At 72.8% G+C, this 24,283-nt stretch carries 27 protein-coding genes; 13 read left to right on the top strand and 14 right to left on the bottom strand.

Going from position 1 to position 24,283, the window contains the following annotated elements:
• The first annotated feature begins 160 nt into the window (after positions 1 to 160).
• The 3 genes from AC27IY_RS25305 (at position 161) to AC27IY_RS25295 (ending at position 2,024) form a co-directional block, all read left to right on the top strand.
• The gene (locus AC27IY_RS25305; RefSeq protein WP_487179365.1) at positions 161 to 1,294 is read left to right on the top strand and encodes a cysteine desulfurase family protein; all 1,134 of its coding nucleotides are present in this window, start codon (positions 161 to 163) and stop codon (positions 1,292 to 1,294) included.
• Positions 1,291 to 1,536: a sulfurtransferase TusA family protein gene (locus AC27IY_RS25300; RefSeq protein WP_026214000.1), complete on the top strand. Its 246-nt coding sequence runs from the start codon at positions 1,291 to 1,293 to the stop codon at positions 1,534 to 1,536. Before AC27IY_RS25305 ends, AC27IY_RS25300 begins: the two co-directional genes overlap by 4 nt.
• A gap of 62 nt (positions 1,537 to 1,598) precedes the next feature.
• The gene (locus AC27IY_RS25295) at positions 1,599 to 2,024 is read left to right on the top strand and encodes a CBS domain-containing protein (protein WP_364445706.1); all 426 of its coding nucleotides are present in this window, start codon (positions 1,599 to 1,601) and stop codon (positions 2,022 to 2,024) included.
• A 54-nt stretch (positions 2,025 to 2,078) separates the two neighbouring features.
• Here AC27IY_RS25295 and AC27IY_RS25290 read toward each other — a convergent pair whose 3' ends face one another.
• Together AC27IY_RS25290 and erpA are read right to left on the bottom strand one after the other, a co-directional pair.
• Complete coding sequence (locus AC27IY_RS25290) at positions 2,079 to 3,065, bottom strand: carbohydrate kinase family protein (RefSeq protein ID WP_487179364.1); 987 nt, start codon at positions 3,063 to 3,065, stop codon at positions 2,079 to 2,081.
• Between the two features lie 98 nt (positions 3,066 to 3,163).
• Positions 3,164 to 3,517 carry an iron-sulfur cluster insertion protein ErpA gene (gene erpA / locus AC27IY_RS25285; protein WP_242381778.1) on the bottom strand — a complete coding sequence of 118 codons (354 nt, stop codon included), beginning with the start codon at positions 3,515 to 3,517 and terminating at the stop codon, positions 3,164 to 3,166.
• Between the two features lie 180 nt (positions 3,518 to 3,697).
• Here erpA and nadA point away from each other — a divergent pair, with 180 nt between their 5' ends.
• A complete protein-coding gene (gene nadA, locus AC27IY_RS25280) occupies positions 3,698 to 4,849 on the top strand; it encodes a quinolinate synthase NadA (RefSeq protein ID WP_423452814.1) in 1,152 nt (383 codons plus the stop codon).
• Between the two features lie 4 nt (positions 4,850 to 4,853).
• Here nadA and AC27IY_RS25275 read toward each other — a convergent pair whose 3' ends face one another.
• From AC27IY_RS25275 to AC27IY_RS25250, 6 genes are read right to left on the bottom strand one after another with little or no spacing between them, the layout of a single operon-like run.
• Positions 4,854 to 5,504, bottom strand: a complete 651-nt coding sequence (locus AC27IY_RS25275) for an SIMPL domain-containing protein (RefSeq protein WP_423452815.1) — start codon at positions 5,502 to 5,504, stop codon at positions 4,854 to 4,856.
• 13 nt (positions 5,505 to 5,517) lie between these two features.
• Positions 5,518 to 6,879, bottom strand: coding sequence for an alpha/beta fold hydrolase (locus tag AC27IY_RS25270; protein ID WP_449944708.1), 1,362 nt, complete (start codon positions 6,877 to 6,879; stop codon positions 5,518 to 5,520).
• A 25-nt stretch (positions 6,880 to 6,904) separates the two neighbouring features.
• Positions 6,905 to 7,462, bottom strand: coding sequence for a PspA-associated protein PspAB (gene pspAB / locus AC27IY_RS25265; protein WP_364445715.1), 558 nt, complete (start codon positions 7,460 to 7,462; stop codon positions 6,905 to 6,907).
• A 5-nt stretch (positions 7,463 to 7,467) separates the two neighbouring features.
• Positions 7,468 to 8,367 carry a zinc metalloprotease HtpX gene (htpX, locus tag AC27IY_RS25260; protein ID WP_344214596.1) on the bottom strand — a complete coding sequence of 300 codons (900 nt, stop codon included), beginning with the start codon at positions 8,365 to 8,367 and terminating at the stop codon, positions 7,468 to 7,470.
• A gap of 5 nt (positions 8,368 to 8,372) precedes the next feature.
• The gene (gene pspAA, locus AC27IY_RS25255; protein WP_344214594.1) at positions 8,373 to 8,651 is read right to left on the bottom strand and encodes a PspA-associated protein PspAA; all 279 of its coding nucleotides are present in this window, start codon (positions 8,649 to 8,651) and stop codon (positions 8,373 to 8,375) included.
• Positions 8,648 to 9,472 carry a PspA/IM30 family protein gene (locus tag AC27IY_RS25250; RefSeq protein WP_423452818.1) on the bottom strand — a complete coding sequence of 275 codons (825 nt, stop codon included), beginning with the start codon at positions 9,470 to 9,472 and terminating at the stop codon, positions 8,648 to 8,650. The genes pspAA and AC27IY_RS25250 overlap by 4 nt, the downstream gene beginning before the upstream one ends.
• 152 nt (positions 9,473 to 9,624) lie before the next feature.
• On the opposite strand from AC27IY_RS25250, the gene AC27IY_RS25245 reads away from it, so the two are divergent.
• Positions 9,625 to 10,209: a DUF3043 domain-containing protein gene (locus tag AC27IY_RS25245; RefSeq protein ID WP_423472637.1), complete on the top strand. Its 585-nt coding sequence runs from the start codon at positions 9,625 to 9,627 to the stop codon at positions 10,207 to 10,209.
• An 88-nt stretch (positions 10,210 to 10,297) separates the two neighbouring features.
• On the opposite strand, the gene AC27IY_RS25240 is transcribed toward AC27IY_RS25245, so the two are convergent.
• On the bottom strand, positions 10,298 to 11,347 hold the full coding sequence (locus AC27IY_RS25240; RefSeq protein WP_487179363.1) for an SMI1/KNR4 family protein: 1,050 nt from the start codon (positions 11,345 to 11,347) through the stop codon (positions 10,298 to 10,300).
• 57 nt (positions 11,348 to 11,404) lie between these two features.
• Here AC27IY_RS25240 and AC27IY_RS25235 point away from each other — a divergent pair, with 57 nt between their 5' ends.
• Positions 11,405 to 12,406: an aldo/keto reductase family protein gene (locus AC27IY_RS25235; protein WP_344214588.1), complete on the top strand. Its 1,002-nt coding sequence runs from the start codon at positions 11,405 to 11,407 to the stop codon at positions 12,404 to 12,406.
• Between the two features lie 78 nt (positions 12,407 to 12,484).
• Here AC27IY_RS25235 and AC27IY_RS25230 read toward each other — a convergent pair whose 3' ends face one another.
• Positions 12,485 to 12,649 carry a hypothetical protein gene (locus AC27IY_RS25230; protein WP_487179362.1) on the bottom strand — a complete coding sequence of 55 codons (165 nt, stop codon included), beginning with the start codon at positions 12,647 to 12,649 and terminating at the stop codon, positions 12,485 to 12,487.
• 160 nt (positions 12,650 to 12,809) lie between these two features.
• Here AC27IY_RS25230 and AC27IY_RS25225 point away from each other — a divergent pair, with 160 nt between their 5' ends.
• The gene (locus AC27IY_RS25225) at positions 12,810 to 13,799 is read left to right on the top strand and encodes a bifunctional adenosylcobinamide kinase/adenosylcobinamide-phosphate guanylyltransferase (protein ID WP_487179361.1); all 990 of its coding nucleotides are present in this window, start codon (positions 12,810 to 12,812) and stop codon (positions 13,797 to 13,799) included.
• A 9-nt stretch (positions 13,800 to 13,808) separates the two neighbouring features.
• On the opposite strand, the gene AC27IY_RS25220 is transcribed toward AC27IY_RS25225, so the two are convergent.
• Positions 13,809 to 14,609 (bottom strand): ABC transporter ATP-binding protein, encoded by an 801-nt coding sequence (locus tag AC27IY_RS25220; protein WP_487179360.1) that lies wholly within the window; start codon positions 14,607 to 14,609, stop codon positions 13,809 to 13,811.
• A gap of 33 nt (positions 14,610 to 14,642) precedes the next feature.
• Between AC27IY_RS25220 and AC27IY_RS25215 the strand changes: the two genes are divergently transcribed.
• On the top strand, positions 14,643 to 15,614 hold the full coding sequence (locus tag AC27IY_RS25215) for an adenosylcobinamide-GDP ribazoletransferase (RefSeq protein WP_487179359.1): 972 nt from the start codon (positions 14,643 to 14,645) through the stop codon (positions 15,612 to 15,614).
• A gap of 92 nt (positions 15,615 to 15,706) precedes the next feature.
• On the opposite strand, the gene AC27IY_RS25210 is transcribed toward AC27IY_RS25215, so the two are convergent.
• The 3 genes from AC27IY_RS25210 to AC27IY_RS25200 are packed head-to-tail and all read right to left on the bottom strand — an operon-like array spanning position 15,707 to position 17,975.
• On the bottom strand, positions 15,707 to 16,639 hold the full coding sequence (locus AC27IY_RS25210; RefSeq protein ID WP_487179358.1) for a CPBP family intramembrane glutamic endopeptidase: 933 nt from the start codon (positions 16,637 to 16,639) through the stop codon (positions 15,707 to 15,709).
• The gene (locus AC27IY_RS25205; protein ID WP_487179357.1) at positions 16,636 to 17,619 is read right to left on the bottom strand and encodes an SdpI family protein; all 984 of its coding nucleotides are present in this window, start codon (positions 17,617 to 17,619) and stop codon (positions 16,636 to 16,638) included. Before AC27IY_RS25205 ends, AC27IY_RS25210 begins: the two co-directional genes overlap by 4 nt.
• A complete protein-coding gene (locus AC27IY_RS25200; protein WP_344214576.1) occupies positions 17,616 to 17,975 on the bottom strand; it encodes a GntR family transcriptional regulator in 360 nt (119 codons plus the stop codon). The genes AC27IY_RS25205 and AC27IY_RS25200 overlap by 4 nt, the downstream gene beginning before the upstream one ends.
• Positions 17,976 to 18,083: 108 nt before the next feature.
• Between AC27IY_RS25200 and AC27IY_RS25195 the strand changes: the two genes are divergently transcribed.
• The 5 genes from AC27IY_RS25195 (at position 18,084) to AC27IY_RS25175 (ending at position 24,272) form a co-directional block, all read left to right on the top strand.
• Positions 18,084 to 19,565, top strand: coding sequence for a leucyl aminopeptidase (locus tag AC27IY_RS25195; RefSeq protein ID WP_423472455.1), 1,482 nt, complete (start codon positions 18,084 to 18,086; stop codon positions 19,563 to 19,565).
• A gap of 51 nt (positions 19,566 to 19,616) precedes the next feature.
• Positions 19,617 to 20,981, top strand: coding sequence for a dihydrolipoyl dehydrogenase (lpdA, locus tag AC27IY_RS25190; protein WP_487179356.1), 1,365 nt, complete (start codon positions 19,617 to 19,619; stop codon positions 20,979 to 20,981).
• 38 nt (positions 20,982 to 21,019) lie between these two features.
• Positions 21,020 to 22,510, top strand: a complete 1,491-nt coding sequence (sucB, locus tag AC27IY_RS25185; protein WP_487179355.1) for a 2-oxoglutarate dehydrogenase, E2 component, dihydrolipoamide succinyltransferase — start codon at positions 21,020 to 21,022, stop codon at positions 22,508 to 22,510.
• Positions 22,511 to 22,605: 95 nt separating this feature from the next.
• Complete coding sequence (locus AC27IY_RS25180) at positions 22,606 to 23,499, top strand: TIGR01777 family oxidoreductase (protein WP_344214568.1); 894 nt, start codon at positions 22,606 to 22,608, stop codon at positions 23,497 to 23,499.
• A gap of 35 nt (positions 23,500 to 23,534) precedes the next feature.
• Positions 23,535 to 24,272, top strand: a complete 738-nt coding sequence (locus AC27IY_RS25175; RefSeq protein WP_344214566.1) for a Type 1 glutamine amidotransferase-like domain-containing protein — start codon at positions 23,535 to 23,537, stop codon at positions 24,270 to 24,272.
• Positions 24,273 to 24,283 lie beyond the last annotated feature (11 nt).

The following is a 24,283-nucleotide window of genomic DNA, read 5'->3' as shown; positions in this document are numbered from 1 at the left end:
CGGACTCACGGATCGCCTACCCCACAGATGAAGCCCAAGGGTCTTTCCCTCGGGTGCTCGTATTTCCCATGCACAACTGAATGCAGAACACATTAGCGTGCAGGTGGCCCGCCCCACCGCGCGACCCCTCAGTGGCGCCGCAAGTGGGACGATTGGTCTCGTGGCGTATTTCGACGCGGCCTCGAGCGAGCCGCTCCACCCGCAGGCGCGCGAGGCGCTGCTGGCGGCGATCGATGCCGGCTGGGCCGATCCCGCGAGACTGTACGGCCAGGCCCGCCGCGCGCACCTGCTGCTTGAGCAGGCCCGCACGGAGGTCGCCGAGGTGCTCGGCGCACGCGCGGACGAGGTGTCGTTCACCGCGTCCGGCACGCAGGCCGTGCATCTCGGCGTCCTCGGCACCCTACACGGAAGGCGCAGGGCCGGACGCCACCTGGTGACCTCCGCGGTCGAGCACTCCAGCGTGCTGCACGCGGCCCAGCTGCACGAACGCGAGGGCGGCACGGTCGAGACCGTGGGCGTCGATCTGACCGGCCGGGTCGATCCGGCCCGCTTCGCGGCGGCGGTCGCGCGCCCTGACACCACCCTGGCCTGCCTGCAGACGGCCAACCACGAGGTGGGCACCGCGCAGCCGGTCGCCGAGGCCGCCGCGGCCTGCCGCGAGCACGGCGTGCCCCTGCTGGTGGACGCCGCCCAGACGGCCGGGCGCATGCCGGTCCCCGCGGGCTGGTCGGTGCTGACCGCCAGCGCGCACAAGTGGGGCGGCCCGGCCGGGGTGGGCGTGCTGGCGGTGCGCAAGGGCACCAGGTTCCGCTCGTTCCTGCCCGAGGACGAGCGGGAGCGGCGGCGGGTGCCGGGCTTCGAGAACGTCCCGGCGATCGTGGCCGCCGCGGCGGCGCTGCGCGCGACGGCCGCGGAGGCGGCCGAGGAGCAGGCGCGGCTGTCGGCGCTGGTGGACAGGATCAGGGAGACGGTGCCGGGGATCGTCCCGGACGTGGAGGTGATCGGCGACCCGGTGGACCGGGCGCCGCACATCGTCACCTTCTCCTGCCTCTACGTCGACGGCGAGGCCCTGCTCACCGAGCTCGACCGGGCGGGCTTCGCCGTGTCGTCCGGGAGCTCGTGCACCGCTAGTACGCTTCGTCCATCGCACGTCCTCGAAGCGATGGGCGTGCTCACGCATGGCAATGTCCGGGTGTCACTGCCCAGGGGCGCTTCGGCGGCCGAGGTCGACAGGTTCCTCGGCGTGCTGCCCGAGCTGGTGCGCCGCATCCGCCAGGACGCAGGAGTCGCATGACCGAGGTTACGCAGCCGGCTTTGACGATCGACGCGCTCGGCAAGAAGTGCCCGATCCCGATCATCATGCTGGCCGAGCAGATCAACGCCGTGCCGCTGAACGCGGTGGTGGCGGTGCTGGCCGACGATCCGGCGGCCTACAACGACGTGCCGGCCTGGTGCCGGCTGAAGTCGCACCGCCATGTCGGCTCGTACGAGCTGCCGGGGGGCGGCTGGGCGATACACGTGAGGCGAAATTACTGATTTATCCGTTTTGGGTGGGTAGGGGCTCCCCGTACGGAAAGCAGATCGACCGGGGGTGAGCCATGACCAGCGGACGCGAGACCGCCCGCGACGTGATGAGCACGGGAGCCGAGTGCATCGGCGCGCACGAGACGCTCGACCGGGCGGCGCAGCTGATGCGCACCCACGGGGTGGGCGCGCTGCCGGTGTGCGGTCCTGACGAGCGGGTGACGGGCATCATCACCGACCGCGACATCGTGGTGAAGTGCGTGGCGGCGGGCCACGACCCGTCGCAGGTGACGGCCGGCGAGCTGGCGACGGGCCTGGTGTGGGTGAGCGCGGACACCAGCGTCGAGGAGGCGCTGGCGCGCATGGAGGAGCACCGCATCAAGCGCCTGCCGGTGATGGACGGCGACCGGATCGTCGGCATGATCAGCGAGGCCGACCTGGCCCAGCACCTGCCTGACGACCAGCTCGCCGAGTTCGTGCACCGCGTGTACGGCGACTGAGGAGCCGCACGGAACGCCCCCGCCTCCGGCGGGGGCGTTTCTCGTTCCCGGCGGCTACGGGTGGTGGCAGCGGACGTGCGCGCCGACCTCGGCCGCCGCGTCCGCGCCGTAGGCGGCGGCGAAGCGCTCCAGGAAGGTCGCCTGGCCGAGCTCGTACTCCTGGCCGCCCACCCGCTCCAGCACGTGCGTGGCGGTGAGGTTGCCGACCTGGCCGCAGCGCTCCAGCGACAGGCCCCAGGCCAGCGCGGACAGGAAGCCGGCGCGGAAGGCGTCGCCGACGCCGGTGGGGTCGGCCTTGCCGCGCTCGGGCGAGGGCGCGACCTGGATCGAGGGCTTGCCGGCACGGTCGATGACGGCGCCCTTGGGGCCGAGCGTGGTGATCCGCACACCGACCCTGGACAGGATCTCCTCGTCGGACCAGCCGGTCTTCTGCTCGATCAGGCCCTTCTCGTAGTCGTTGGAGAACAGGTAGGCGGCGCCGTCGACGAGCTGGCGAATCTGGCCGTCCTCCATGCGGGCGAGCTGCTGGGAGATGTCGGCCGCGAACGGGATGCCGCGCTGGCGGCACTCGTCGGTGTGCCGCAGCATCGCGTCGGGGTCGTTGGGGCTGATGAGCACGAGGTCGAGCCCGCCGAGGCGGTCGGCGACCGGCTTGAGCTCGATGAGCCGCGCCTCGGCCATCGCCCCGGTGTAGAAGGAGGCGATCTGGTTGTGGTGCTCGTCAGTGGTGCACAGGAAGCGCGCCGTGTGCCGGGTCTCCGAGACGTGCACCGAGTCGCAGTCGACCCCGTGGCGCTCCAGCCAGGACCGGTAGTCGGCGAAGTCGTTGCCGACGGCTCCCACCAGGACGGGCCGCAGGCCGAGGCAGCCCATGCCGAAGGCGATGTTGGCGGCGCAGCCGCCGCGCCGGATCTGCAGATCGTCGACCAGGAACGACAGTGACACCCGGTCGAGCTGTTCGGCGATGAGCTGCTCGCCGAAACTGCCGGGGAACGTCATCAGATGGTCTGTCGCGATGGAGCCGGTGACGGCGATGCGCACGGGATTCTTCTTCCTCGTTGTCAGCAGGCCAATAAGCCCCCCGAGAATACGCGAAGGTCCCGCGCGCACAAAGGCGAGCGGGACCCTGGCGGCGCCGGCTAGTTGAACGAGTCGCCACAGGCGCAGGAGCCGGTGGCGTTGGGGTTGTCGATGGTGAACCCCTGCTTCTCGATCGTGTCGACGAAGTCGATGGAGGCGCCCATGAGATAAGGAGCGCTCATCCGGTCGGTGACCACGTTGACGCCGCCGAACTCCGACACCACGTCGCCGTCCATCGAACGATCGTCGAAGAAGAGCTGGTAGCGCAGGCCGGAGCAACCGCCCGGCTGCACCGCGACCCGAAGCTGCAGCCCTTCCTCGCCCTGCTGCTCAAGCAGGCTCTTGACCTTCGCGGCGGCCGCGTCGGTCAGGATCAGGCCCTGCGTCGTGGTCTCGCTGCTCTCAACCGTCATCTCGCTGACTCCCTAACTGGGGCTGTCTTGTTCTCGACGTCCTACCTAATGACGCTACCAACACCCGGGCCATGCCACACATTCCCGGGTCCCCCACCTCAGGGAACAACCGGCTTCCTCCGTGTGTCATAGTGAGTATCGTCTTTCTGACGATAAGTGCCTCATGAGGGGAGTGTGGCCATGGCCACCGAGACTGGGCTTCCGCTCTTCGTGCTGGGCCGGGGCGCCGATCCGCACAGCGAGCAGGGCGTCGACTGCCCCGGCGAGCTGCCGCCCGCCTCGGACCCGGGGCTGGTGGAGCGCGCCCGCAAGGCCAAGGAGACGCTGGGCGACCGGCTGTTCGTGCTCGGCCACCACTACCAGCGCGACGAGGTCATCCAGTTCGCCGACGTGACGGGTGACTCCTTCAAGCTCGCCCAGCAGGCGGCGGCGCGACCGGAGGCGGAGTACATCGTCTTCTGCGGCGTGCACTTCATGGCCGAGTCCGCCGACATCCTGACCGGCGACGCCCAGAAGGTCGTCCTGCCCGACCTGGCGGCCGGCTGCTCGATGGCCGACATGGCCACCTTCGACCAGGTCGAGGAGTGCTGGGAGGCGCTGGAGGACGCCGGGCTGGCCGAGCGGGTGGTGCCGGTCACGTACATGAACTCCAGCGCCGACATCAAGGCGTTCTGCGGCCGCAACGGCGGCGTCGTCTGCACCTCCTCCAACGCCCGCCGGGCCCTCGACTGGGCCTTCGAGCGGGGCGAGAAGGTGCTGTTCCTGCCCGACCAGCACCTCGGGCGCAACACGGCGGTGCTGGAGATGGGCATGACGCTCGACGACTGCGTGGTGTGGAACCCGCACCGGCCGGACGGCGGCCTGACCCGCGAGCAGCTCGACCGGGCGAAGATGATCCTGTGGCGCGGCCACTGCTCGGTGCACGGCCGCTTCACGGCCGAGTCGGTGGACGACGTACGGGCCCGCATCCCCGGCGTCAACGTCCTGGTGCACCCCGAGTGCCGGCACGAGGTCGTGCTCAAGGCCGACCAGGTCGGCTCGACCGAGTACATCATCAAGACGCTGGAGGCCGCCCCCGCCGGGTCGAGCTGGGCCGTCGGCACCGAGCTCAACCTGGTCAAGCGGCTGGCGGCGATGTTCCCCGACAAGAACGTGTCGTTCCTGGACCGCACGGTCTGCTACTGCTCGACCATGAACAGGATCGACCTGCCCCACCTGGTGTGGGCGCTGGAGTCGCTGGTGCTGGGCGAGGTCGTCAACCAGATCACGGTCGACCCCGACACCGCCCACTGGGCGCGGGTCGCCCTCGACCGGATGCTCGCCCTGCCGTAGACCGTCACTGGGCGAACTCGTAGCCGACCCTGACCGTCACCGCGAGGCTCTGGCGGCCGGGGGCGAGCGAGGACCGGTCCTCGGCGACGCCCGCGGCCGCGAACGTCAGCGGCTGCGGGCCGCCGCCCCTGACGTCCTCGGCGACCGACACCACCCGGCCGAGCGGGCGGCCGGCCAGCTCGGCGTACCTGGCGGCCTTGGCGGCGGCGTCGCGGAAGGCCCGCGTCCTCGCCTCGGCGAGGGCGGCGGCCGGGTCGGACACCTCGAACGCCATCCCGTTCAGCCGGGCCTCCTCTCCCACCCCGGCGACCGTGTCGATCAGCCGGTCGGCCCGCGCCAGGTCGCGCACCACGACCTCGACGCCCTGCGCCGCGCGGTAGGCCGACACCTTGGGGTAGGACTCGTACTCGGGGCCGAGCGACAGCTCGACGGTGCGTACGTCCTCGTCCGCGACGCCCTCCTCGCGCAGCGCCCCGGCCAGGCGGGCGGCGGCGGCGCGGGCCGCGGTGAACGCCTCCGCGGCCGACTGCCTGCGGGCCTCCACGCCCGCGTACAGGCGCAGGACGTCCGGCGCGGCCAGGACCGCGCCCTCCCCGACGACGGTGATGTCCACGATGGCGTCCTCCCAGGACTCCGGCTCGGTGCCCGCCGCCATTGTCGCGCGCCGCTCACCCCGTGGCCAGGACCGCGTCCACGATCATCCGGGGATCGCGGAGCTGGAGGCGGCGGCGGGCGTGCGGCGCGCGGACCAGCCGGCCGCCCAGCTCGGCGGCCAGCCGCCGGGCGCAGCCGTCGTCGCGGCCCGCGGCGAGCACGGTCACCGGCACCTCGGGCAGCGGCTTGTCCGCGCGCAGACGGCGCAGGTCGGCGGCCATGCCGCGGCGGGCCAGCCACTCCCCCGCCACCGCGACCGGCACCTTGCCCATGCGGTAGACGTCGTGCGGGTCCGGCATCCCGGTCAGCCGCCGGTGCGCGGCCGGGCCGGTCAGGCGGGCCAGCGCCGCCGCGCCCCACGTGCCGCCGAGCGCGGGCAGGCACCGGCCGAGCGCGTGCGCGGCCGCGGGCGGCTGCCGCCGGTCCGGGCAGGCCGGCTCGACCAGCACGAGCGCCGCCACGCACAGCGGATGCAGCCGCGCGAACGCCTCCGCGTGCCAGCACGCCACCCCCTGAGCGACGACGGTGACCCGTTCGGGGTGCGCGGGGGCGAGCGCGGCCAGGCGGGCGGCCTCGGCGTACAGGCTGGGCGGGGCCGGCGAGCGCGGGCTCAGCCCGAGCCCCGGCCGGTCGAAGCGGATGACCCGGCGGGCGCCGGACAGCCCGCGCGCCACCGCGTCCCAGTGGAACCAGGCGCCGGCCTGGCCTCCGGTGACGAGCACGACGGGGCCGTCGCCCTCCTCGACCACGTGCGGGGGGCCGTGCGCGGTGACCGGCCACTCGGCGACGAGCAGGCGCAGCGCCACGTACACGAGCCAGACGGCGACGAGCGTGAGCAGGGCGCGGTCGGCGAGGCCCGCGCCGCGCCCCGCGGCCAGCGCGACCCCGATCAGCGCCGTGGCGGCGACCGCCAGTGCGGTCATCACCCAGGCCGTACGGGCCCGCCACCGCGCCGCGAGCAACGCCATGGCGGACAGCGCCGAGGCCGTGCACAGCGCGCCGGCCGCCAGGTGCGCGAGCCGGCTCGGCGGCGGCCAGGTCTCGCCGCAGCCGGGATCGCTGAGCACCGCGCAGTCCAGCGGCAGCGCCGCCCCCACCGCCAGGAGCAGCCCGTACGCGGCCAGCGCCGCCCACCCCGGCCCCTCCCCCTCCACGCGCGGCGCCAGCGCCACGCCGAGCAGGCAGGACAGCCCCGCGAGCGCGTCGCTCACCCGGAACAGGCGCGTCCACGGCTGGTCACGGGCGGCGAGCTCGCTGACGTAGCCGTTGGCACGGTCCACCGCCGGTGTCGTGAACTGGCCGGTGATCCAGGCGCTGCCCAGCACGGCCGCCACGATGAACGCCGTGGCCGCGAGCACGTACAATCGTCGCTCCACGTGACGATTAGACCACTATGGGTCATTACACCCCTGGAGCACCCCATACCGGGAACCATCTACCGAGATCGGACTCAAGCGGCAGCTCGCCGTCCAGCACCCCTCTGACCTGGAGTTCGAGCGCGTTGTCGCGCTTCTGACCGGGCAGCGGCGCGAACGGGTAGAACGTTCCGCGCTTGTAGAGGTAGACCACGGCGACCCGGCGCCCCTCGGGATCGGCGAAGGACACCAGCGAGCACAGCAGCGACGCGCCGAACCCGGCGCCCTCCAGCGAGGAGTTGACCGCGTGCAACTCGGTGACCAGGTCGGCGACCGCCTCCGGCGGCCGGCTGACCAGCAGCCACGTGTAGCCGTAACCGTCGTCGCTCTGCACCACGCGGTCGCCGAGCAGCGCCTTGACGTCACGTTCGAGCGTGGCGAAGGCGCCGCCCTCGGCCGCGCGGAAGGCCACCGAGCCGAGGCCGGTGGGCGCGAGGCCCGTCGCGGCCTGGAGCGTCACGGCCGCCGACGGCAGCGCGAACAGCGCGTCGAGGTCGGGCTTGGCCGGCTTCGACCGGCCGAGCAGCGCATCGAGCCAGCCCATGTGGCTCAACCCCTTCCGAGCTGCGCGGAGATGCCGGCGAGCTGCTGCAGCCGGCGCTCCAGCGATGGGTGGGTGGAGAACAGGGCCGCGATCGACTGACCCCCGGACAGCGCCGGGGCGAAGTAGAAGGCGTTGAACGCCGACGCCTCGCGCAGGTCGCGGGTCGGGATCCTGGCCATCTCGCCACTGATCTTCGTCAGCGCGCTGGCCAGCTCGGACGGGCGCTGCGTGAGCAGCGCGCCCGCGCGGTCGGCGGCCAGCTCACGGTAGCGCGACAGGGCGCGGGTGAGCAGGAAGCTGACGGCGTACACGAGGACCGAGACGAGCAGGATGATCGCGCCGACCGGGACGCCGCCCTGGCCGTTGTTGCGCCGGCCGCCGAGCCCGCTGTAGAGCGCGAAGCGGGTCATGAGGCCGGCCACCAGGCCGAGGAACGACGCGATCGTCATCACCGCCACGTCGCGGTGCGCGACGTGCGACAACTCGTGCGCGAGCACCCCTTCGAGCTCCCGCGGCTCCAGGCGCCGCAGGATGCCGGTCGTCACGCAGACGACCGCGTTCTTCTGGTTGCGGCCGGTGGCGAAGGCGTTGGGGACATCGGAATCCGCGATCGCCACCCGCGGCTTGGGCATGTCGGCCAGCGCGCACAGCCGGTCGATCATGCCGTGCAGTTCGGGGGCCTCCTCCGGCGAGACCTCCCGCCCGTGCATCGCGAACAGGGCGATGCGGTCGGACAGGAAGTACTGCGCCAGCAGCAGGAGGCCGGCCACCACCAGCACGGTCAGCGCCCGGACGCCGAGGGCGATCAGGACGCCGACGAACACCACGTAGAGCAACCCGAGCAGGAACATCGTCACGACCATCCGGCGGGTGAGGCCGCTGTCGGGCGCGAAACGCGTGCGCACGGTGCTCAGCCCGGAATGAGGCCCTGGTCGCCCAGCATCTCCCGGACCTCTTCGATCGAAGCGTCCGCGGGGGGAAGGATCAGCTCTGACGGCTCAAGGCTGTCGTCCGGCAGGGACTTGCCCACAGCGCGCACCTTGTCGAGCAGCGCGTGCAGCTTGACGCGGAACGCCTTCTCGTCGCCGGTCTCGATGGCGGCTTCGAGCTCGCTGTCGAGCTCGTTGAGCACGGCGATGTCGTCGGGCGAGATCTCGGTCTGACCCTCGCCCATGATTCTGACGATCATGCGTTCTCCCCGGGCTGACGCAGGTGCTGGGTCTGACCCTGCTGATGTGGCTGGCCCTGCTGGTGCGGCTGGGCCTGCTGCTGCGGCTGGCCCTGCTCGATCGCGGACTGCGGGGCCGGGCCCTGGCCGAGCTCGGCCTTCATCCTGGCCAGCTCCAGCTCGACGTCCATGCCGCCGCCCATGCGGTCGAGCTCGGCCTGGATGTCGTCGCCGCGGCTGCCCGTGACGTCGTCGAGCGCGCCGCTGGCCAGCAGCTCGTCGATCGCGCCCGCGCGGGCCTGCATCTGCGCCGTCTTGTCCTCGGCGCGCTGGATCGCCAGGCCGACGTCGCCCATCTCCTCGGAGATGCCGGAGAACGCCTCGTTGATGCGCGTCTGCGCCTCGGCGGCGGTGTAGGTGGCCTTGATGGTCTCCTTCTTCGTGCGGAAGGCGTCCACCTTGGCCTGCAGGCGCTGGGAAGCCGTGGTCAGCTTCTCCTCCTCGGCCTGCAGGTTGTCGTGCTGGACCTTGAGGTCGGCCATCTGGCTCTGGATGCCGGAACGCCGCTGCAGCGCCTCGCGCGCGAGGTCCTCGCGCCCGACCGACAGCGCCTTGCGCCCCTGCTCCTCAAGCTTCCTGGCGGACTGCTCAAGACCGTTGAGCTGCAGCTCCACCCGCTTGCGCGACGTGGCCACGTCGGCCACACCCCTGCGCACCTTCTGCAGCAGCTCCAGTTGCCGCTGGTAGGAGTAGTCAAGGGTCTCGCGCGGATCCTCCATCTTGTCCAAGGCCTTGTTGGCCTTGGACTTGAAGATCATCGAAAGTCTCTTCATCACGCTCATGCGCGTCGGCCGTCCCCTTCTAGGTCGTGCTGGTGTTCACCCAATGCAGCGCAGCCGCCTTGGGATTACCCTACGCATAACGCACGGGGGCGTCACTAAGTTGCAGTCCAGGTAGGGTTGACGTCGTGTTGCGACGCCGTTCCCAGACCTCAGTGGACGACACCCCCGTCCCCGTTGACGATCCTAAGCCCCAGGGTAAAGGTCGTCCCACACCCAAGCGCCGCGATCAGGAGAGCCGCCGGCGCCAGCCCGTGCACGCGCCGAAGGATCGCAAAGAGGCCTACCGGCAGATGCGGGCCAAGCAGGCCGCCGAGCGCGAGCGCGCCCGCAAGGGCATGCTCGCTGGTGACGAGCGCTATCTCCCGGCCAGGGACAAGGGCCCGGCGCGCAAGTTCGCGCGTGACTGGGTCGACTCGCGGCGGCTGCCGAGCCAGTATTTCCTGCCGTTCTCGCTACTGATCCTGCTGGCCACCTGGGTGCCGTGGCCCGTCGAGATCCGCGCGGCGGTGCTCAACATCGTGATCGCCGTCGGCTGGCCGATCATGATGATCGGCGTGGTGGTCACCGGCGTCTACGTCGCGTGGAAGGTGAAGCGGGAGGTGGCGAGCAAGCTGCCGGACGAGAGCGTCAAGGGCGTGGGCTTCTACGCGGCCATGCGGGCGCTGCAGATCCGCAAGCTGCGCTTCCCGCCGCCCACGGTGGCGCCCGGCGGCAAGCCGGTCCCCCCGAAGCGTTAGAGATCCCCGTACGGGGACCGCGCACGAGGAGCCCGGGGGCTCCTCGTGGGGGGCGCGGCCCTCGGCGGGAGGCCATCTCGATCAGGCGTCAGCCGCTCGGCGGGTTCTCCGCCTGCCAGCGCAGGACGCCGCGGACCACGACCGGCCGCCGGCCGTCCAGCGGCGTGCCCTGTTCCAAAGCGTCGGCGACGGCTCGCACCAGCGCGTAGTAGGACGGCATGCGCGGGGCCATGCCGCCGTCCGCGCCCTCCCAGAGCAGCCCGCCGCCTGTGGCGTCGGCGACGGCGTACGACGGCGCGGACCCGGCGGGGCCGGTTGTGGCGAGGAAGGGTATCCACGTGCCCTCCCAGCCGTCCGGCGAGTGCCGGCCGCACAGGAGCCGCCACGAGTCCCTGATCTGCCGGGTGCCGAGGTTGGCGGACCCGTCCGCCCAGAACCCGAGCCCGAACGCCCACCTGCCCCGCGACCCGTTGTGACGCAGGAGTGAGGCGCGCAGGTCGTCGGGGAAGTCCACGCCCATCTGGGCCTCGGCGACGGCGATCGTACGGGCCCGGCCGGGGCCGGCCAGCGTGCGGTAGGTCCGGGGGGCGTTCGCCCTGAGCCAGCGCTCGACGCGCCGCCACTGCCGGTTCACGGCCCGCCGCACGGCGGGGTCGATCGGCCGCACCGCCACCGGACGGGAGACGGGCGCGCAGGCGCTCCCGCCCTCCTGCGGCGCCGGCGTGACCGCGGGAGGCGGGACCGCGGGCTGCGTCGCCGCGGGCTGCGTCGCCGCGGGCTGCGTCGCCGCGGGCTGCGTCGCCTGCGGAGTTGTGGCGGGCCGGAGCGGTCCAGAGGTCTCCGTGGGCACGGCGACGCCGGGCGTCCCCTGCGCGGCGGTCGCGCCCGCGAGAGGGGCGGGCGAGGCCGAGGCGACGCCCAGGGTCTCCCGGGGGATCAGGGCGAGGGTCAGGACCAGCGCCACGAGCGCCGCGATCCCCGCCCAGACCCATCCCATCCGCGCGCTGCTCACGGACCCGTCCAGGGGCGTACGCGCAGGCTCCGTACGCCGCTCGGGCAGGCGGGCCCGGCGGCGCAGCCGGATCGCGATCGCGGTCAGGACGGCCGCCGTCAGCGCCAGCCGTACGAGCTTCAGCACGTCGCGCACCCTATCCCGAAACCGATCACCCCATGTGCCGGGATTAAGGTCGGACCTATGGAATTCCGACACCTCGGTCGCAGCGGTCTCAAGGTCAGCGAGATCAGCTACGGCAACTGGCTCACGCACGGCTCCCAGGTCGAGGAGGACGCCGCCAAGCAGTGCGTGCAGGCGGCTCTCGACGAGGGCATCACCACGTTCGACACCGCGGACGTCTACGCCGGCACCAAGGCGGAGGAAGTGCTCGGCCGGGCGTTGAAGGGCGTGCGCAGGGAGTCGCTGGAGATCTTCACCAAGGTCTACTGGCCGACCGGCCCCGGCCAGAACGACCGCGGCCTGTCCCGCAAGCACATCACCGAGTCCATCAACGCCTCCCTGCGCCGCCTCCAGACGGACTACGTCGACCTCTACCAGGCGCACCGCTTCGACCACGAGACGCCGCTCGAGGAGACGCTGAAGACGTTCGACGACCTCGTCCGCCAGGGCAAGGTGCTCTACGTCGGCGTCAGCGAGTGGACCGCCGACCAGATCGCCCAGGCGCTGAAGATCGCCGACGAGATGGGCTTCGACCGCATCGTCTCCAACCAGCCGCAGTACTCGATGCTCTGGCGGGTCATCGAGAGCGAGATCGTGCCGCTGAGCGAGAAGGAGGGCGTGGGCCAGATCGTCTGGTCGCCGATTGCCCAGGGCGTGCTGACCGGGAAGTACCTGCCCGGCCAGCAGCCGCCGGAGGGCTCCAGGGCCACCGACGCCGCGGGCGGCAGCGCGATGATCGCCCGGTTCATGAACGACGACGTGCTGACCCGGGTGCAGGAGCTCAAGCCGATCGCCGCCGACCTCGGTCTCAGCATGGCGCAGCTGGCGATCGCCTGGGTGCTGCAGAACCCCAACGTCTCCAGCGCGATCGTCGGCGCGAGCCGTCCCGAGCAGGTGCGCGACAACGTCAAGGCGGCGGGCGTCAAGCTGGACCAGGACGTGCTGCGGCGCATCGACGACGCGCTCGGCCCGATCGTCGAACGCGACCCCGCCAAGACCACGAGCCCCCGTCCCCGGGCGTGACCCCCGTCAGACGCTAGACACAGCAAGAACCCCTTGGGCCGCGACCTGGCCCAAGGGGTTTTTCTTCAGTCCGGAACGTCACTCCTGGCGCAACGACAACCCCGCGTACTCGACGCGGTCCTCCTCGAGCAGGGCCACCTGTTCGACGCCCGATTCGAGCAGCTCACGCCAGTTCTCGCCGAGCCAGGACTCCGCGTCCGCCTGGCTGGGGAAGACCTCTCGCGGCAAAGGGCGGTCCGTCACCTCAGCACCACTCGCGTTCTCGTAACGCCACCGCCATGTCATGCCACACGCTCCTTCTCCGCGGGTTCGCCGGCGCGCCTTCCGACGGCAATCGAACCCTACCCGTGAACGACCGCCCGCAGCGGGCGGCGCCGTGCGGGCTCTCTGTACGCTCGGCGCGGTGGAAGTGCTTCTCTCCGGCACGGCGGGCCGGCCCGAGCCCGGCTGCCGCTGCGTCTCCTGCCTCTCCCCCGACGGGTTGCCCGCCGGTCGTCGCCGTCCGTTCGAGGTGCTGGTGGACGGGCGTGTCCCCTTCCCCTTCGCCGACGTGCCGCCCGGCTACCGCGCCTGGGGCGGCGGGCTCGGGCTGACCGGCCCGGACGGCGGGACGCTGCTGTGCGTGCCCCCGGGGCGGGAGCCGCCCGCCGACCTGCCCGACCGGCTCGACCTGGTCCTCATCGACCTGCTCGACCGGCCGGAGCGCCTCGGGCGGCTGCGGCGTACGCATCCGGGGGTCGCGGCGGTGGCCGTCGGTCTCGACCACCGGGTCCGCTCGGAGGCGGAGCTGGACAGGCGGCTGCGCCTGTGGGGCGCCCTGTCCGTGCCGGACGGGACCGTGCTGCGGACGCCCGCGACGGGAGCCGGCCACTGCGTGCGGCGGCGGGCGTTGCTGCTGGGCGGGTCGCGTTCGGGCAAGTCGGCCGAGGCCGAGCTGCGGATGGCGGCCGAGCCGTACGTGACCTACGTCGCCACCGGCCCCGGCGGCGCGGGGGACGGCGAGTGGGCGGCCCGCGTACGGGCCCATCGGGAGCGCCGGCCCGCGCACTGGGACACCGTCGAGACCACCGACCTGGTCGCGGCCCTCTCGGGAGCCACCACGCCGCTGCTCGTCGACGGTCTCGGCACGTGGCTGGCGGCGGTGTTCGACGAGCACGGGGCGTGGGAGGGCGACCGGGCGCCGGTGCTGCGGCGGTGCGACGAGCTGGTGGCCGCCTGGCGGCAGGCGCCGCAGACGGTGGTGGCCGTGTCGGACGAGGTGGGGATGGGCGTGGTGCCGGCCACGGCCAGCGGGCGCGCCTTCCGTGACGCGCTCGGGCGGCTGAACCAACGGCTCGCCGCCGAGTCGGAGTACGTCGCCCTCGTCGTCGCCGGCCGCGTCATGGAGCTGTGAGAGGGCCCGTCAGGGGCGGAGGGCTCGGGCGTACCAGCGGCCGTCGAGCCGGTCCACGCGCAGGGGCCGGCCGAAGCACTCGGAGAGGTTGGCCGGCGTGAGCACGCCGGACACCGGCCCGGCGGCCAGCACCCTGGCGTCGCGCATGAGCATGGCGTGCGTGGTCGTCGCCGGCACCTCCTCCAGGTGGTGGGTGACGGTGATGGTGGTGAGCACGGGCCGGGTGGCGGCGAGGTCCTCGACGGCGGTGATGAGGTCCTCGCGGGCCGGCAGGTCGAGCCCCGCGAACGGCTCGTCGAGCAGCAGCACCGCCGGATCGGCCATGAGCGCCCTTGCCACCCGGATCCGCGCCCGCTCCCCCTGGGAGCACACCCGGAACGGCCGGTCGGCGAGGTCCTTGCAGCCCAGGTCGGCGAGCAGCCGGTGGGCCCGGTCACGCTCGGAGTCGCCGTACTTGTCCCACAAAGGAGCGCTCGTCCCCGTGTGGCCGGTGAGCACCACGGTGAGGGCGGTCGCCCCCTCCTCCTCCATCAGCCCCTCGTCGACGAGCCGCTGGCTGGCCGCGACCAGGCCGAGGTGGCGGCGCAGCTCGCGCAGGTCGACCCGGCCGAGCCGGTGGCCGAGCACCTTGACCGTGCCCGCGCTGGGGTGGCGTACGGCGGCGGCCAGCGAGAGCAGCGTCGTCTTGCCCGCGCCGTTGGGGCCGAGGATCACCCAGTGGTCGCCGTAGTCCACCTGCCAGTCCACGCCGTCCAGCAGCGTCTTGCCGGTGACCCGGACCGCTACGTCTTCGAGTTCAACCACGTGCATCCCGCCACCCTAGTGGCCCTAGGATCGTCCGCCATGCGGCACCTCACGGACGGACTGCGGTTCGCGGTCGGCACGCTCAGCGTCTTCCCCGTCCGTGTCGAACGGGTGGACCGCCAGGTCGCGGGGCAGGCGATGACGCTGGCGCCGCTCATCGGGCTGGCGCTCGGCGCGGTCGCCGGGCTGCCGCTGCTCCTGCCCGTTCACCCGCTGCTCGGCGCGGCCCTGGCGGTCGGCCTGCTCGCGCTGCTGACCCGTGGCCTGCACCTGGACGGGCTGGCCGACCTGGCCGACGGCCTGGGCAGCGGCAAGCCCGCCGATCAGGCGCTCGGCATCATGAAAAAGTCGGACATCGGGCCGTTCGGTGTGATGACGCTGCTGCTCGTGCTGCTCGCGGAGGTGGCGGCGCTGGCGGGCACGGGCGCGGGGTACGCGGCGCTGGTGACCGCCTGCGTGGCGGGGCGGCTGGCGCTGACCTGGGCCTGCCGGCCGAGGGTGCCCGCCGCCCGGCCCGAGGGGCTGGGGGCGGCGGTCGCCGGATCGGTACGCCCGGCCGCCCCCTGGCTCGTCACCCTGGCCGCGCTGCTCGCCTTCGCGGGCCTCGGGCTGAGCGTCGACGCCGGGACCTGGGGCGGGGCGCCCCGTACGTGGGCGTCGGCCGTCGCCGAGTGGCTGACCGGCGCGGACGAGCGGGCCCCCGAGGTCGGCCTGTCGTCCTTCAAAGGGCTGACGGACTACCTCGAAAGCGTCACGGGGACCGACCCAGGGTGGGACCTCGGAGCGATGGCGTCCGACGGGATCATCACGGCCGCCAGGACCACGGGATACGGCCTGGGCCTGCCGGCGCTCCTCGCCCTGCCGATCGCCCTGCTCGCCGGCCTGCTGGCCGCCCTGGCGCTGCTCCGGCGGGCCCGCTGCCGCCTCGGCGGGATCACCGGCGACGTCCTGGGCGCGCTGGTGGAGACCGCCACGGCGGCGACGCTGGTGGCGTACGCCGTCATGGGCTGAGACGACGAGCTGAGACGGCCGGACTCAGCCGGCCGGACTCAGACGGCGGGCCCAGAGAGCCGGCTGAGACGAGCGGGCTCAGACGAGCGGGCTCAGACGGCGGGCTCGGCCGTGGGCGCGGGCTCCTGAGGCGCGGGCGGCGCGGGCGGGACGGACCGGCGGGGCGGGGCGAACCGGAGCAGCACCGCGCCGACCACCGCGAGCAGCGCCCACCCCACGAGCCCGGTGATCCCGGCCAGCACCTCGTTCGGCGGCGAGGCGGGGTCGCCGAGCAGGAGGGCGTTGGCGGCGACGGCGTTCAGCGAGCCGTGGGCCACCACGGCGGGCCACACGCTCCCGGTGCGCAGCCGCAGCCAGCCGAACAGCACCCCGGCCAGCACGCAGAACCCGACGAAGAACAGCGCCGCCCACGACCCGAGCCGCGGGTAGTTGTAGCCGAGCAGGGTGAGCGGCGCGTGCCAGAGCCCCCAGATCACGCCCGACAGCAGCAGCCCGGGCAGGACGCCGTTCGCGTCGACGAGCCGGGGCAGCAGCCAGCCGCGCCAGCCCCACTCCTCGCCGAGCGCGGGGATGGCGTTCAGCAGGGGGCCGGCGACCACGCCGAGCACGAACTGCAGCGCGAACATCTGCCCGAGGTCGCCGGGGACGGGCACGCCGCGCGACTCGTACACCTCGCGCAGCAGGCCCAGCTCGTCCAGGTCCAGGGCCATGAGCCCGACCGCGACGCTGAGCCCCAGCGCCACGAAGATCAGCACGGGCACCCCGATCCAGGCGCCGAGGACGTACCGGCCGGTGCGGCCCTTGCGCTCGCCGAGCGTGAGCCCGGTCTGCCTGGCCCACTGGCGGAACGGCGCGCGGGTGAGCGCCCACGCCCCGAGCACGCCCACGGTGGGCGTGAACATCATCAGCGTGGCCGCCACGGTGGTCAGCGGCGAGCCGAGCCCGCCGCCGAGCCAGACGGGCAGCGCCGCCGCCCAGGCGAGCCCGAAGGCGAGGACAAGGAAGACGATGAGAGGCTTTTTCATGATTCGACCCGCTCCGCGATGAGGGCGTTGATGAGGGAGGCGCCGCGCGCGGCGTCGTCGACGCTGACGGCCAGCTGTCCGCCGGACCGGTAGCCGATGACCAGGCACTCGCCGCCGCGCAGCATGATGGTGGCCCCGCCGGGCAGGCCGCGGAACCCCCATCCGCCGACCTGGCTGGGGTGACGCTCCTCCGACCAGGCCGAGGCGATCTTCGACAGCGGGATGCGGCGGGCCGGCACCCGCAGCAGCCCGATGCCGATGACGACCTGGCCGCCGCTGACCCGGACTGACGCCTGCGTGGTCAGCAGCCCGATCACCAGGACGATGAGCAGGCCGGGCAGGACCGACCCCATCAGGCTCCCGTCGACCACGCCGAGCAGCTGGAGGGCGCCGAGCACGAGGAGCACGGCGGTGTCGGCCACGGTGATCAGGGCCAGCCAGGGGTTGAACACGTGACCGACCCAGACGGCCCGCTGGCCAGGCCGCAGGCGCAGGCTCGGCGGCTCCCGGCGCTCGTCCGGGGACTCGTCCGGCCCTCCCCTGCCCAGGTAGCCCGCGAGCGCCGCGGCGGCGAGCGCGGCGGCGACGACCAGCAGCGGGTGCACGACCCCGAGCTCGGCCTGCGTCCAGTCGGTGACGTCGAGGTTGGCGAGGACGCCGGAGAGGTTGACGCCGAGGGCGAGCACGCTCAGCCCGGACAGCGCGCCCCACCAGGCGACGCGGCCCTGCCTGCGGGTCAGCGTCCGCCCGCCGAACGCCGTGACCAGCGCCACGATCCAGGGCACCACCCAGAGCAGGGTCACCGTGAGCACGTAGGCGGTGAAGGACTGCGAGCCGTCGGGCCGGTCGCCGGCGCCCCAGTGCGAGGCCATGGGGTCGGGCAGCCGGTCACGCAGTGCGAGGGGCAGCCCTATTTGCGCGGCGGTCACGAGCAGGCCCCAGGCCGCCGCCGTCGCTCGCGCCGTCACTCGGGGGTTCATGGGAGCTCCTCCAGGATCGTGATGAGGTCGTCACGGCCGTAGCCGTATCTCCGGGCCTCCTCCAGCAGCTCTCTGGCGCGCTGGACGAGCAGGGCGCGGCCCGCGACCTGCTCGCTGGCCGGTCCCGCGACGCTGACGCCCCGGCCGCGCCGGAACTCCAGCAGGCCCTCGTCGCGCAGGTCGCGCAGCGCGCGCAGCACGGTGTTGGGGTTGATGCCGAGCGCCTGGGCGAGGTCCCTGGCGGGCGGCAGCCGATCACCGGGGACGTAGGAGCCGTCCCCGATGGCGCGGCGGATGGCGCCGGCGACCTGCTCGTGCAGGGGCCGGGCGTCATTGAGGTCGAGCGTCAGCAACATGATGCTAATGAGACTAGCACCATGTCTCAGAAACCGGCGTCCGCCACTGATTTGTAGGATGAACCCCTGTTTGTGAGTAGCCAGAAGACGTGGATAGCATCGGTTTACGTGACCACTGTGCGGCTGAACTCAGCAGATCCCGTCTCTTTCGACACCGACGCGTTGATCGTCGGCTTCACGGCGGGCCAGGACGGACCGGCCCCCGTCCCGGGCGCCGAATCCCTCGACGCGGCCTTCGGCGGCAAGCTGGCCGCCTCGCTCGGCGCGGTCGCCTTCTCCGGCAAGAGCGGTGAGCTGGCCAAGCTGCCCACCTTCGGCGCCGTCACCGCCCCGCTGCTGGTCGCGGTCGGCCTCGGCGACTCCTACGACGCCGAGGCCCTGCGCAGGGCCGCGGGCGCCGCCGTACGCTCGCTGGCCGGCACCGCCCGCGCCGCGCTCGCGCTGCCCGCGGGCACGCCCGAGGAGGCCGAGGCCGTCACCCTCGGCGGCCTGCTCGGCGCCTACTCCTTCGGCCGCTACCGCACCACCGGCGACCAGAAGGAGCCCGTTGCGGAGCTGACCGTGCTCTCCGACCAGCCCGAGTCCGCCGCCGAGTCCGCCACTGGGCGCGCGCAGGTGCTGGCCGCGTCCGTCACGCTCGTCCGCGACCTGGTCAACACGCCGCCCTCCGACCTGTGGCCGGCCAAGTTCGCCGAGATCGCCGAGCAGGTGGGCGGCGAGGCGGGGCTGAGCGTCGAGGTGCTCGACGACAAGCAGCTGCGCGACGGCGGCTACGGCGGCCTCATCGGCGTCGGCCAGGGCTCGGTCAACCCGCCGCGGCTGGTCCGCCTGTCCTACACCCACCCCGAGGCCACCAAGACCCTCGCGTACGTCGGCAAGGGCATCACCTTCGACTCGGGCGGCCTGTCGCTCAAGCCGTCCGCGGCCATGGACTGGATGAAGTCCGACATGGGCGGCGCGGGCGCGGTGTTCGGCGCGCTGGTCGGCATCGCCCGCCTCGGCCTGCCGGTCAACGCCGTCGGCTACCTCTGCCTGGCCGAGAACCTGCCGAGCGGCACCGCGCAGCGCCCCTCCGACGTCCTCCACAGCTACAGCGGCAAGACCGTCGAGGTGCTCGACACCGACGCCGAGGGCCGCCTGGTGCTGATGGACGGCATCGCCCGCGCCGCCGAGGACAACCCCGACCTCATCGTGGACGTCGCCACCCTCACCGGCGCGCAGATCGTCGCGCTCGGCTGGCGCACGGCCGGCGTCATGGCCAACGACGACGCCATCAGGGAGCTGGTCGTCGAGGCCGCCGGCGCCGCCGGCGAAAACGCCTGGGGCATGCCGCTGCCCGAGGAGCTGCGCAAGGGCCTCGACTCCCCGATCGCCGACATCGCCAACCTCCACCCCGAGCGCTTCGGCGGCATGCTGACCGCCGGCATCTTCCTCAAGGAGTTCGTGCCGGACGGCGTCCGCTGGGCCCACATCGACATGGCAGGACCCGCGTTCAACAAGGGCGAGCCGTACGGATACGTCCCCAAGGGCGGCACCGGCGCGATCACCCGCACCCTGATCGGACTCGCCGAGCGGCACGCGAGCATCTGAAACAGATGAAAAGATGAGCCATCACGAACACCCCGACCAAGGAGCCTTCCTGTGGCCTACGACATCGTCGTCCTAGGTGGCGGCAGCGGCGGTTACGCCTGCGCGCTGAGGGCCGCCGAGCTGGGCAAGTCGGTCGTCCTGATCGAGAAGGACAAGATCGGCGGCACCTGCCTCCACCGGGGGTGCATCCCCACCAAGGCGCTGCTGCACTCGGCCGAGGTCGCCGACGAGACCCGCGAGAGCGCCTCCTACGGCGTCAAGGCCCGCTTCGAGGGCATCGACGTCCAGGGCGTGCACGCCTTCAAGGACAAGATCGTCACGCGGGCCTGGAAGGGCGTGCAGGGCCTGCTCAAGGGCGCGGGCGTGACGGTCGTCGAGGGCGAGGGCCGGCTGGTCGGCCCCGACCGGGTCCAGGTGGGCGAGGAGGTCTACGAGGGCCGCAACCTCGTCCTCGCCACCGGCTCGGCCCCGCGCTCGCTGCCCGGTCTGGAGATCGACGGCGAGCGCGTCATCACCAGCGAGCACACGCTGCGCATGGACCGCGTGCCGAGCTCGGTGATCGTGCTCGGCGGCGGCGTGATCGGCGTCGAGCTGGCCAGCGTCTACCGTTCCTTCGGCGCCGAGGTGACGATCGTCGAGGCGCTGCCGCACCTGCTGCCCCTGGAGGAGGAGTCGAGCTCCAAGCTGCTGGAGCGGGCCTTCCGCCGCCGCGGCATCAAGTACGAACTGGGCGTCTTCTTCGACGGCGTCAAGACCACCGAGACGGGCGTCGTGGTCACCCTGGCCAACGGCAAGACGCTCGACGCCGAGCTGCTGCTCGTCGCCGTCGGGCGCGGCCCGGTCTCGGCCGGGATGGGCTTCGAGGAGCAGGGCGTCACCGTCGAGCGCGGCGCGGTCGTGGTCGACGAGCACTGCCGCACCTCGGTCCGCGGCGTCTACGCCATCGGCGACCTGATCCCGACGCCGCAGCTCGCCCACGCCGGCTTCGCCGAGGGGATCATGGTGGCCGAGCACATCGCCGGCCTCAACCCGCCGCCCATCAACTACGACGGCGTGCCGCGCATCACCTACTCCGACCCCGAGGTGGCCTCGGTCGGCATCACCTCGGCCCAGGCGGCCGAGCGCGGCATCGAGATCGTCGAGCAGGTCTACGACCTCGCGGGCAACCCCAAGAGCCAGATCCTCGGCACCTCCGGCGCGGTGAAGGTCATCGCCCAGAAGGACGGCCCGGTCGTCGGTGTCCACATGGTGGGCCGGCGCATCGGCGAGCTCGTCACGGAGGGCCAGCTGATCTACAACTGGGAGGCGCTGCCCTCAGAGGTCGCCCAGCTCATCCACGCACACCCGACCCAGTCCGAGGCGATGGGTGAGGCGATGCTGGCCCTGGCCGGCAAGCCGTTGCACGTACACAACTAGTCCAGCCCTCGAGATCAGAACGCGAGAGAAGAATAACGATGCCGGTCTCCGTACAGATGCCCCAGCTCGGCGAGAGCGTGACCGAGGGCACCGTAACCCGTTGGCTGAAGAAGGAGGGCGAGCGCGTCGAGGCCGACGAGCCGCTCCTCGAAGTGTCCACCGACAAGGTCGACACCGAGATCCCGTCGCCGTCCGCGGGTGTCCTCACGAAGATCGTCGTTGCCGAGGACGAGACGGTCGAGGTCGGCGCGGAGCTGGCCGTCATCGACGAGAACGCCCAGGAGGGCGCGGCCGCCCCGGCCGCCGAGGCCCCGGCGCCGCAGGCCCAGCCCGAGCCGGAGCCCGAGCCCGAGCCCGCCCCGGCTCCGCAGGCCTCCTCCATCCCGCAGCCGGCGCCCGCGCAGCCGACGCCGCCGCCCGCCCCGGCCCCCCAGCCGGCCCAGCAGCCGGCCCAGCAGCCCGCGCCGCAGGCCCAGGCCCCGGCTCAGGCTCCGGCTCAGGCTCCGGCGCAGCAGGCCGCCGAGCCCACGCCGATCCCGTCGTCCGGCGAGAGCCCCTACGTCACGCCGCTGGTGCGCAAGCTCGCCAACGAGCACGGCGTCGACCTCGAGGCGATCAGCGGCACCGGCGTGGGCGGCCGGATCCGCAAGCAGGACGTGCTGGAGGCCGCCAAGGCGCAGCGCGAGAAGGCGGCGGCCCCGGCCGCCCCGGCTCCCGCCGCCGCCCAGGCCGCTCCGGCCGCCCAGGCTCCGGCCGCGCAGGCCCCGGCCGCCGCGGCGCCCGAGGCGGTCGAGGTCGACACCACGCTGCGCGGCCGTACCGAGAAGATGTCGCGGCTGCGGCAGACCATCGCCAAGCGCATGGTCGAGTCGCTGCAGACCGCCGCGCAGCTCACCTCGGTCGTCGAGGTCGACGTCACCAAGATCGCGCAGCTGCGGGCGCGGGCGAAGGACGACTTCTTCCGCCGCGAGGGCGTGAAGCTGACCTTCACCCCGTTCTTCGCGATGGCGACGGTCGAGGCGCTCAAGCAGCACCCCAAGCTCAACGCCACGATCAACAACGAGACCAACGAGGTCACCTACTTCGACGTCGAGAACCTCGGCATGGCGGTCGACACCGAGCGCGGCCTGCTCGCCGCGGTCGTCAAGAACGCCGGCGACCTCAACCTGGCCGGTCTGGCCCGGAAGATCACCGATGTCGCCGAGCGCACCCGCAACAACCAGGTGACGCCCGACGAGCTCACCGGCGGCACGTTCACGCTGACCAACACCGGCAGCCGCGGCGCGCTGTTCGACACCCCGATCCTCAACCAGCCGCAGGTCGGCATGCTCGGCACGGGCGCGGTCGTCAAGCGCCCCGTCGTGCTCGACACGCCGCAGGGCGAGGTCATCGCGGTGCGCTCGATGGTCTACCTCGCGCTGACCTACGACCACCGCCTGGTCGACGGCGCCGACGCCGCCCGCTTCCTCACGACGATCAAGCGTCGCCTGGAGGAGGGCCGCTTCGAGGCGCAGCTCGGCCTCGCGTAAGGCTCCCCCCGGACGGCCGGGCGTTCCCCTCGGGGGCGCCCGGCCGTTCGTGTCCCAGCCGCGGGAAGCGGCACGGGCGGGCGTAGTGTGAAGTCATGGCGATCATCGTGACGGGGGCGTCGGGGCTGCTGGGGACGGCGCTGACCGAGGCGCTGCGCGCCGAGGGGCGTGAGGTCGTGCGCCTGGTGCGCAGGCCGGCGCGGGGCCCTGGAGAGGTGTCCTGGCGGCCGGGCGAGCGGCTCTCCGACCTGACGGCGCTGGAGGGCGCCGAGGCGGCGGTGCACCTCGCGGGCGCGTCCATCGGTGACCGTCGCTGGAGCGAGGCGTACAAACGCGAGCTGGTCACCAGCCGGGTCGAGGGCACCCGCACGCTGGTCGGCGCGCTGCGCGAGCTGTCCAGCCCGCCCGAGGTGCTGCTGTCGGCCTCTGGGGTCGACTTCTACGGCGACACCGGCGACCGGGAGATCGACGAGAGCCAGGGCAAGGGCACCGGCTTCCTGGCCGACCTGTGCGAGCGCTGGGAGGGCGAGGCGGTGCGGGCCGAGGAGGCCGGCGTCCGCACCGTGCTGCTGCGCAGCGGGCTCGTGCTGAGCAGGCGGGGCGGGGCGCTCGGCCGGGTCCTGCCGCTGTTCAGGATGGGCCTCGGGGCGCCGCTGGGCACCGGCAGGCAATACTGGTCGTGGATCACCGTGGCCGACTGGGTGGGGGCGGTGCTGCACCTGATCCGGGAGCGGGAGGTGCGCGGGCCGGTCAACCTCACCTCGCCCTCCCCCGTCACCAACACCGAGTTCACCCGCACGCTGGCGAAGGCGGTCGGCAGGAGCGCCATGCCGATCCCGGTGCCGGCGTTCGCGCTCTCGCTCGGCCTCGGCGAGTTCGCCCGCGCGGGGCTGCTGCCGAGCCACCGGATCATGCCGGGCAGGCTCACGGGCAGCGGCTACCGCTTCGCCCATACCCGACTCGACGCGGCGCTGAGCGCCGTACTCTAGTGGCCGTTCGTTTCTCTGCAGGTGGGGAGTCCCAGATGACACGGTCAGGCCAGTCGCACATCCTCGCGATCGGGGGCGGCTCGTTCCGCCCGAGCCCGCGCTACTCCTTCGTGGAGCCGAGCGGGCTGCTGCGCTACGGGCTGGACCTGACCGGCCAGGACCGGCCCAAGCTGGGCCTGCTGGCGACCGCCGTGGGCGACGACGCCGACTGGATCTTGAAGATGTACGGCGCGTTCGCCGGGTGGGACGTCGAGGTGAGCCATCTGACGGTGTTCCCGATGCCCAACGTGCCCGATCCCAGAGCCTGGTTGCTGGAACAGGACATGATCTACGTGAGCGGCGGCAGCGTGGCCAACCTGATGGCGCTGTGGCGGCTGCACGGCCTGGACGAGGCGCTGACCGAGGCGTGGCGGGCCGGGGTGGTGCTGTCGGGGCAGAGCGCGGGCGCGCTGTGCTGGCACGTGGGCGGCAACACCGACTCCTTCGGCCCCGAGCTGCGCGTGTGGGCCGACGGCCTGGGCCTGCTCCCCTACTCCTGCGGCGTCCACTACGACTCCGACCCGCAGCGCCGCCCGCTGCTGCAGCAGTCGGTGGCGAGCGGCGAGCTGCCCGGCGGCTACGCCGCCGACGAGGGCGTCGCCCTGCACTACGTGGGCACCGAGTTCATCCAGGCGGTGAGCGTGGCGCCCGGCGGCTACGCCTACAAGCTGGAGCACGACGGGGCCGGCGGGGTCAAGGAGTTGCGGATCGAACCGCGCATGCTGACCCCCTGAATTACCCTTCA

The organism is Nonomuraea sp. B208 (assembly GCF_057536035.1).
This window is presented reverse-complemented; position numbering and strand designations above follow the sequence as displayed.

What these genes read in the sequence shown, in the direction of transcription:
- AC27IY_RS25300 (WP_026214000.1), top strand. Translation starts at nt 1,291, where the DNA reads ATGACCGAGGTTACGCAGCCGGCTTTGACGATCGACGCGCTCGGCAAG.
- AC27IY_RS25295 (WP_364445706.1), top strand. Translation starts at nt 1,599, where the DNA reads ATGACCAGCGGACGCGAGACCGCCCGCGACGTGATGAGCACGGGAGCC.
- erpA (WP_242381778.1), bottom strand. Translation starts at nt 3,517, where the DNA reads ATGACGGTTGAGAGCAGCGAGACCACGACGCAGGGCCTGATCCTGACC.
- nadA (WP_423452814.1), top strand. Translation starts at nt 3,698, where the DNA reads ATGGCCACCGAGACTGGGCTTCCGCTCTTCGTGCTGGGCCGGGGCGCC.
- AC27IY_RS25275 (WP_423452815.1), bottom strand. Translation starts at nt 5,504, where the DNA reads ATGGCGGCGGGCACCGAGCCGGAGTCCTGGGAGGACGCCATCGTGGAC.
- pspAB (WP_364445715.1), bottom strand. Translation starts at nt 7,462, where the DNA reads ATGGGCTGGCTCGATGCGCTGCTCGGCCGGTCGAAGCCGGCCAAGCCC.
- pspAA (WP_344214594.1), bottom strand. Translation starts at nt 8,651, where the DNA reads ATGATCGTCAGAATCATGGGCGAGGGTCAGACCGAGATCTCGCCCGAC.
- AC27IY_RS25250 (WP_423452818.1), bottom strand. Translation starts at nt 9,472, where the DNA reads ATGAGCGTGATGAAGAGACTTTCGATGATCTTCAAGTCCAAGGCCAAC.
- AC27IY_RS25235 (WP_344214588.1), top strand. Translation starts at nt 11,405, where the DNA reads ATGGAATTCCGACACCTCGGTCGCAGCGGTCTCAAGGTCAGCGAGATC.
- AC27IY_RS25220 (WP_487179360.1), bottom strand. Translation starts at nt 14,609, where the DNA reads ATGCACGTGGTTGAACTCGAAGACGTAGCGGTCCGGGTCACCGGCAAG.
- AC27IY_RS25215 (WP_487179359.1), top strand. Translation starts at nt 14,643, where the DNA reads ATGCGGCACCTCACGGACGGACTGCGGTTCGCGGTCGGCACGCTCAGC.
- AC27IY_RS25210 (WP_487179358.1), bottom strand. Translation starts at nt 16,639, where the DNA reads ATGAAAAAGCCTCTCATCGTCTTCCTTGTCCTCGCCTTCGGGCTCGCC.
- AC27IY_RS25205 (WP_487179357.1), bottom strand. Translation starts at nt 17,619, where the DNA reads ATGAACCCCCGAGTGACGGCGCGAGCGACGGCGGCGGCCTGGGGCCTG.
- AC27IY_RS25200 (WP_344214576.1), bottom strand. Translation starts at nt 17,975, where the DNA reads ATGTTGCTGACGCTCGACCTCAATGACGCCCGGCCCCTGCACGAGCAG.
- sucB (WP_487179355.1), top strand. Translation starts at nt 21,020, where the DNA reads ATGCCGGTCTCCGTACAGATGCCCCAGCTCGGCGAGAGCGTGACCGAG.
- AC27IY_RS25180 (WP_344214568.1), top strand. Translation starts at nt 22,606, where the DNA reads ATGGCGATCATCGTGACGGGGGCGTCGGGGCTGCTGGGGACGGCGCTG.
- AC27IY_RS25175 (WP_344214566.1), top strand. Translation starts at nt 23,535, where the DNA reads ATGACACGGTCAGGCCAGTCGCACATCCTCGCGATCGGGGGCGGCTCG.